8 protein-coding genes and 1 pseudogene are annotated in these 8023 nt (G+C 31.4%); all 9 read left to right on the top strand.

Annotated features, from left to right (window positions below; genetic code table 11):
- On the top strand, positions 1-612 hold a 612-nt coding region (locus AB2369_RS09175; protein ID WP_367666182.1), incomplete at its 5' end, for a hypothetical protein.
- Between the two features lie 363 nt (positions 613-975).
- Positions 976-1236 carry a DUF4321 domain-containing protein gene (locus AB2369_RS09170; protein WP_367666181.1) on the top strand — a complete coding sequence of 87 codons (261 nt, stop codon included), beginning with the start codon at positions 976-978 and terminating at the stop codon, positions 1234-1236.
- A gap of 12 nt (positions 1237-1248) precedes the next feature.
- A complete protein-coding gene (locus AB2369_RS09165; RefSeq protein WP_367666180.1) occupies positions 1249-1815 on the top strand; it encodes a Maf-like protein in 567 nt (188 codons plus the stop codon).
- A gap of 63 nt (positions 1816-1878) precedes the next feature.
- Positions 1879-2562, top strand: a complete 684-nt coding sequence (radC, locus tag AB2369_RS09160; RefSeq protein ID WP_367666179.1) for a DNA repair protein RadC — start codon at positions 1879-1881, stop codon at positions 2560-2562.
- Between the two features lie 19 nt (positions 2563-2581).
- Positions 2582-3601 carry a rod shape-determining protein gene (locus AB2369_RS09155; protein ID WP_367666178.1) on the top strand — a complete coding sequence of 340 codons (1020 nt, stop codon included), beginning with the start codon at positions 2582-2584 and terminating at the stop codon, positions 3599-3601.
- Positions 3602-3603: 2 nt separating this feature from the next.
- Entirely contained in the window at positions 3604-4455 is an 852-nt protein-coding gene (mreC, locus tag AB2369_RS09150) for a rod shape-determining protein MreC (RefSeq protein ID WP_367666177.1), read from the top strand.
- Positions 4456-4468: 13 nt separating this feature from the next.
- Positions 4469-4957: a rod shape-determining protein MreD gene (mreD, locus tag AB2369_RS09145; RefSeq protein ID WP_367666176.1), complete on the top strand. Its 489-nt coding sequence runs from the start codon at positions 4469-4471 to the stop codon at positions 4955-4957.
- 15 nt (positions 4958-4972) lie between these two features.
- Positions 4973-7735, top strand: coding sequence for a penicillin-binding transpeptidase domain-containing protein (locus AB2369_RS09140; protein WP_367666175.1), 2763 nt, complete (start codon positions 4973-4975; stop codon positions 7733-7735).
- 128 nt (positions 7736-7863) lie between these two features.
- Positions 7864-8001 (top strand): annotated as a pseudogene (locus tag AB2369_RS09135) (septum site-determining protein MinC); the annotation flags it as partial.
- Between the last annotated feature and the right edge of the window lie 22 nt (positions 8002-8023).

The following is an 8023-nucleotide window of genomic DNA, read 5'->3' as shown; positions in this document are numbered from 1 at the left end:
CTAAACGGGACTGTTACTTATAGAGTATTTATAAAAGGAAATATAGAAAAAAACGAACCTAATACTCCTAAAGTAGCAGAAGAAAATAATAAGGGTAAAACCATTAATAAGGAAGAAGACTTTAATTTTTATGGAGTACAAGGTGGAGTTTTCTCAGAAAAAAAATATGCAGAAGAGATGAAGAAAAATATAGGAGATAAATATAATGTATTTTATGGCAAAGAAGATGATAAGTTAAGGGTTTTAGTAGGAATATATGAAGAAGATAAAGTTAAAGAGGTTATGGATAATTTAAGTAAAGAAGGTATTGCTACAGCTAAGGTGACATTTCCTTTAAAAAGGAAAGATCTTTGTGATACAGAAATAGGAGAAATTATAAGAGGTAACTTAAAACTTTTAAATAGATTTGAAGATAAAAATATTAAATCAATAGAAACTAAAGAATTAAAAGAGTGGACTAAGGGACTTAAAGAAGTGGAAAAAGGAAGTGTAAACTATGGAGTTTTAGAGGAGATAAAGAAGTTTACTTTAGAACTTCCTGATGAGATTACAAAAGATAAGGTTTCAGGTTATTACGAAACTATTTATAATATATTAAAGAAAATTAAATAGAGTATAAGCTAAAATTAAGTTTTAAAATAGTGTAAAAGCAAAATTCTTAGTTTTAGATTTTTAACCCATTGAAAGTTATAGGAATTAAGTAGTATGTAAAATAAGTTTTTAGAGTAATATAATAAAAAGTCACTAGAATTTTATTGTATTTGAAATGTATCCTATAGAGTAGACATGATAAAAAGTCTATTCTATAGGGTTTTTTATTATTTAATTATTAAAGAATAATATTTCACTAAAAATGTATTTATATGCAACCAATTTATGGTTAAGTTGATAGTTTTTTTAAATTTTAAAAAATTATAAATATACTTGTGTATTAAAATGTTAAATGGTAAACTATATAAGATGGAGGTGGTGGGTTTGCGCGAAGGCGTATTTAAGGGAGGATTATCATGGGTTTTGATAGTTCTTTTTGCTATTTTGGGAAATCTGTTAGGTGAACTTATAGGTAATAGCGTTTCAGCACTGAAGTTTTTGAAGGACTTTTATTCTATAGGTCTTACTCAACCACTAACATTAGACCTAGGAATAGTAAGTATGAGTATAGGGTTAAAATTTAATTTTAATATATTATCCATTTTAGGAATTATACTTGCTATTTTTATTATAAAAAAGTTCTAGGATGTGATTAATTTGAAAATTATTTTAGCTTCAGCTTCACCAAGAAGACAGGAACTTTTAAAGAAAGTTTTAGAGGATTTTACAGTTATAATCAGCGATTTTCCAGAGGAAACTGTAGAGTTTAATGGAGATTTTGAAGAGTATGTAAAAGAGGTATCAAAAGGCAAGGCTTTAGATGTTTCAAGTAAACTAGTTGGAGATTCTTTAGTAATTGGAGCAGATACTATAGTTGCCTTTGAAGGGAAAGTTCTTGGAAAGCCTAAGAATAATGAAGAAGCTTATGCTATGTTAAAAATGTTAAGTGGAAAAGTCCATAAGGTGTATTCAGGAATAACTATTATGAAGACTTTAACCAGTGAAGTTTTAAGCAGAAGCGTGGCAACTAAAATAAAATTTTCTGATTTAAGTGATGAGGAAATCTTAAATTACGTGAATACTGGTGACGCTTTAGATAAAGCAGGAGCTTATGGAATACAAGGACTTGCAGGAGTTTTTGTTGAGGAAATTCAAGGATGTTATTATAATGCAGTAGGGCTTCCTATAAACACATTAAATAGTATGTTAAAGGATTTTCTATAGGGTTAAAGTACATATTTTAAGGGATGGGGTAAATTCAAAATTATATAAAAGGTGAGTGCTTTTATGAATAAATTAAAAATTATGGATTTGCCAGAAAATGAAAGACCAAGAGAAAGACTTATAAAATATGGACCTAATACTTTGTCCAATGCAGAGTTGCTTGCAATAATTCTAAGAAGTGGAACTAAATATGAAAATGTAATAGAGTTAAGCAATAGATTATTAAAGGAAAGTTCGGGAATAAATACCTTGCTAAAATTTAATTATGAAGAGCTTACTTCTTTAAAGGGCATAAAAAATGCTAAGGCCACACAAATCTTGGCACTATCAGAGCTATTTAAAAGGTTTAATAGTCATCTTTCAGGAGATACCTATAAGATATCTGCCCCAAGAGATGTATTTACATTAGTTAAGAATGAAATGGCTTCATATGATAAAGAAGTGCTCAAGGTTATTATTTTAGATAGTAAAAATAAAGTGATTTATGATAAGAATATTTCTATTGGGAGTTTAAATTCTTCCATTGTTCATCCAAGAGAAGTTTTTAAAGAGGCTATAAGAAAAAACGGAGCTTCAATAGTAATTTGTCATAATCATCCATCAGGAGATTCAACTCCTAGTAAAGAAGACATAAATGTAACCATTAGATTAAAAGAATGTGGTAAAATGTTAGGCGTTGAATTAGTAGACCATGTAATAATAGGAATGAATAATTATGTAAGCTTAAAAGAAAAAGGTTTATTGTAAGGTGAAAGGAGATATATAAATGGGATTATTCGGAATAACTAAAGATATGGGTATAGATTTAGGAACAGCTAATACACTTGTATATGTAAAAGGAAAGGGAATAGTTTTAAGAGAACCTTCAGTGGTAGCTATAAACAATAACACAAAAAAGCCACTAGCTGTTGGATCAGAAGCTAAACTTATGATAGGTAGAACTCCTGGAAATATAGTAGCTATAAGACCAATGAAAGATGGGGTTATAGCTGACTTTGATATAACTCAAACAATGCTTAAAAAGTTCATAGAAAAGATTACTGCAAAATCAGCTTTTGCAAGTCCAAGGATAATAGTTTGTTTTCCATCTGGAGTAACAGAAGTGGAAAAGAGAGCAATCCTTGAAGCTACAAAACAAGCAGGAGCTAGAGATGTTGTACTTATGGAAGAGCCTATGGCAGCAGCAATAGGAGCAGGACTTCCTGTGGATGAACCTACTGGAAGTATGATAGTTGATATTGGGGGAGGAACTACTGAGGTTGCTGTAGTATCCCTTGGAGGAATAGTTACCGCTAAATCCTTAAGAGTTGCAGGAGATGAATTAGATCATGCAATAATAAATTATATAAAGAAAGAATATAACTTAATGATAGGTGAGAGAACATCAGAAGCAATTAAAATGGAATTAGGATCAGCCTTTAAGTTAGAAGATGAAGAAGAAAGAGTTATGGAGATTAAAGGTCGTGATTTAATTTCAGGATTACCAAAGATAATAGAAATCACGGAAACTCAAATAAGAAGTGCTCTAAAAGAGCCGGTAGCGTCTATTATAGAAGCTATAAAAACTACCCTTGAAAAGACTCCACCAGAGCTTTCAGCAGATATCATGGATAAAGGAATAATGCTTGCAGGAGGAGGAGCTCTTCTTAGAGGTCTTGATGAACTTATAAAGCATGAAACTCATATGCCTGTATATATAGCTGAATCACCTCTAGATTGTGTTGCTCTTGGAGCAGGAAAAGCCTTAGATAACTTTGATAGCATAGCAAGACAGCAAAGAGGATAATTATGAAGTTCTTTAAAAATAAACTGGCAGTTACTGTTGTGGTGCTGTCAGTTAGCTTTTTAGGCATAATTATTTTTACTGTAAAAAGGGATAATAAGAGTATTTTAGAGGGTGGAGTTGGAGATGCATTAAATCCCATACAAAAAGTTGCATATACAATTGGTGATAATTTAAAAGGTGCTTTAGAGTTTACTACTAATTTCTCAAATGTTAAAAATGAGAATGAAGAACTTAAGCAAAAGAATGATGAATTAGAAAATAAATTAGTAGAATTTAATAGTTTAAAAAGAGAAAATGAAGAATTAAAAGAGACATTAAAATTTACAGAAGAGAGAAAAGAAGATGACTATGACTATGTAAATACTAATATAATAGGAAAAGCAGGAAATAGCTTTCTAGATGGATATATAATTGATAAGGGAAGCGATGATGGGTTAGAAGATGGTATGGTAGCTATAACATCTAAAGGATTAGTAGGTCAAGTTACATCAGTTGCCTCTAATTGGGCCATAGTTCAATCCTTAGCTAATGAAAATATTTCTGTAGCAGCTATGGTTGAAAATACTCAAGAGATTGATGGTATAGTTAAAGGGTATAAAAAATCCCAAAATGAGCTTCTTGCAAAAGTTTATCATCTTCCAATAGATTCGGAGGTTAAAGAAGGAGATGTGATTTTAACTTCTGGACTAGGAGGGATATACCCTAAGAATATTAGAATAGGGGAAGTGGTATCAGTAGAGGAAGATAAGGGGAAGGTTATGAAAATAGCTACCATAGAACCCTTTGTTGATTTTAATAAGCTTCAAGATATGCTTATTGTAGTACCTAAAAATAAAAGAGAGATAAAGTATTAATTAGGTGATATACATGAGAAGATTTATTCTTGCATTAATATGCATAGTACTTTTAGTGTTAGATAACACAGTTATGCCATTTCTTAGTTTTAGAGGAGCCTATGGAAGTTTACTATTTTCTTTTGTAATATGTTACTCCATAGTTGTAGATCAGTGGGAGGCTCTATTTATAGGATTATTATCTGGATTCCTTCAAGATATATATATGTTTAATGGGTTTGGAATTAATTCTCTTATAAATATGATTCTTTGCATAACTACTTCTAAGATAGGAACTAATATATTTAAGGAAAAATCCTTTGTTCCTGTTATAACTAATTTCTTTATGAGTATATTAAAGGGAATTATGGTCTTTATTATACTCTATGCATTAAAACAAAAGACAAACCTTGAAACTATAGCCATAGGAAGCATATATAGTATCTTAATATCTATGGTTATGTACAAAAGGGTATTTAAATTAAGTCAAAAACCATATATGAAAAAAGATTGGAATTTTTAAAAATTGGGTGATGCTATGAAAAAGAAGAGAAAATTCGACAGATATAATGTTTTAACTGTGATTATGCTAGTTATATTTTCTATTCTTATACTTAGACTTTTCTATGTTCAAGTATTGAATTATGATAACTACAAAGAATTAGCAGCTAACAGATCTATTAAACAGATTGCAGAAGTAGCACCAAGAGGTATGATTTTAGATAGTACAGGTTCAGTTCTTGCAAAATCTGAGCAAAGTTATATGGTAGTTTATATGGAAACTGAAGAGAATAAAAAGCAAATTTTTGATACCTTAACCAATCTTTTTAAGGTTCTAGATGAAACTGGAGAAACTCTAGTGGATGAATTTGCATTAAAAACTGATCCTTATAGATTTGAATTTAAAACTAGTGATCCAGAGGTGGCGAAATCCATGGAGATAAGATTCAAGCTTGACCGTGGATTTGATGAGGAGATTAAAAGAAAGTTATTTAAAGATGTTGAAGAACTTACAGATGAACAAAAGGAAATAATTAATGAAGAGCTTTTAAAGATAACTCCAGAGGAAGTTTTTGATAAATTAATTAAAGATTATGAGCTATACAAACTTCTAGGTATTACGGATGAGGATGAAATAAAGAAAATGAAGGAATTAAAGGGAAGCGAAATTAAAGAAATGCTTCTTGAAAAGTATTCATTAGAAGAAATAAGAAAGTATATGCTGGTTAGAGATACCATAAAGATGCAGATGTTTACAGGATATAAACCAGTAGTCCTTGCAAGTAATATTAAGAAAGAATCTGCTTTTATATTCCTTCAAAGACTTAATGAAATGCCAGGAATAGATATAAATATTCAGCCTATAAGATATTACCCTTATAATAACCTAGCGTCTTCTGTTATAGGATACATAGGAGCTATAAATAGTTCGCAAAAGGATAAGTATGAAGAAAGAGGCTATGATGTATCAGTGGATACTATTGGTAAATCAGGTATAGAGTCCGCTTTTGAAAGTAGACTAAAGGGAGCTAAGGGCGGTACTGTGGTTAAGGTTAATAAGGAAGGAAGAAAGACAGAAGAATTATTTAGATTAGATCCAGCTCCAGGACAAAATGTTCATCTTAATATAAATAAGGATCTTCAATACGCAACAGAGAGAGCCTTAGAGGATACCATGTTAGATCTTCAAAGAAGGGGGAGACTTGACGATGGTCTTATAACTAAGAATGCCACAAGAGGAGCAGCAGTAGTTTTAGATGTAAACACTGGAAAAGTTTTATCTATGGCATCAAGCCCATCCTTTAACCCAAATGATTTTGCTGTACCAGGTAGGCTTACTGAGGAACAGATAAAGGAATATTTCAGTCCTGATTTAGAAAAGTTTGGACAAGAGTATATACAAAAGATGGGACTTTCTAAAACTGTAGATGAACTATTCCCAAGGGATGATAAGGTAAAAGAGTTAAGAACTGATCCATCTGACATATATCCTAAACCATTCTTTAACTATGCCACTCAAGGATTAACACCACCAGGATCTATATATAAGCCTTTAACAGCTATTGCAGGTCTTGAAACTGGAGTAATTACCCCTGATGAGACTATTCAAGATAAAGGATACTTTAATGATACTACCACAGGCTATAAAGACTTAAAAGGCTTTAAAGGTAAAAATGATGGTGGTGTGGCACACGGATCTATCGATATGAGAACAGCCATAGCAAAATCCTCTAACTATTATTTCTTTGAGGTTGCATATAGGCTTGGAAAGCAGTTTGGTGTAGATAAACTAGCAGAATATGCATGGAAATTCGGACTTGGAACTGATCCAAGTAAGGAGCAAAAATCAACTACAGGAATAGAGATAGAAGAGAATATTTATGGTCAAACTTATAATCTTCAAAGTAATATAGATAGTGTTGCATTTTATGTAATGAGTGATGTTGTAGAGAAGTTTAGAGCAGGATCCTTTGGAAGAAGTTCCTTTAAGGGAATGGATATAGGAAAGAACAGTGAAGATAGTGATGAAGTAGCAAATGCTAAAGAAGCTATTAAGGAAAGTATAAGAGAGGTTATAAGAACAGCTGGACAAAAGGATGAGGACTTTAATGAAGTAAGTAAAAAATTTGAGGAAAAGCTTAAAGCTTTCATAGAGACTATGCCAGAGGGTGAAAGAGATACTTATATGAATCAGCTTGATGCTATGACCTATGACTTAACTTCTTATATACTATTTGATATCAGAAATAACATAGATGCCATATATAATGTGCTTAATGCAGCTGTTGGTCAGGGTATAAATGAATTTACACCTCTTCAAATGGCAAACTTCACTGCAACTATAGCTAATGGAGGTACAAGATATAAAACTTACTTAGTAGACAAAATAACTGATTCTACAGGTAAGGTTATAGAAGAATTTAAGCCTCAGGTAATGGAAAATGTAGGTGTTTCTCAGGAAACATTAAAAGTTGTTAAAGAAGGCATGTATAAAACTACCAGAACTGGTACAGCTTCTCGTACCTTTGCAGATTTTCCTATAGATAACGGAGGTAAGACTGGTAGTGCTACCTTTAAAGAGGATGGTCAGCAGGATGAACTTGGAAGAACCTCCTATGCTACCTATATAGGATTTGCTCCCCTTGATAAACCAGAAATAGCAGTAGCAGTTGTAATATATGATGGGGGACACGGTGGTGAAGCAGCACCAGTTGCTAGAGCTATATATGAACAATATTTTAAAGAAGAATTAAATCAAATGGGTTATACACCTAAGTATGACTACAAATTACCAGAATAATTTTAAAAGGGGCTTATAAAAAGCCCCTTTTTTTATAAATTTTAATATAATTTATGTTTAAATTTGAAGGATTTTGATTATTGTTTGTTGAAATAGTATGATAAGCTATTGCTGCATGGAGGTTTTGTATGTTTGATGACGGTATAATTATAAAAGGGAATAAAGAAGGGTTAAATGCAGTTATTAAGCTGGAGAGATATGGAGACTTTGATGATGCAATTGATGCCTTAGTTAAAAAGCTTTCCAAAGGAAAGCAATTTTATAAATGATACACCTTAAAAATAACTA

This window comes from Clostridium sp. (genome assembly GCF_040797585.1).
Taxonomy (GTDB): Bacteria; Bacillota; Clostridia; order Clostridiales; family Clostridiaceae; genus Clostridium_Z.
This window is presented reverse-complemented; position numbering and strand designations above follow the sequence as displayed.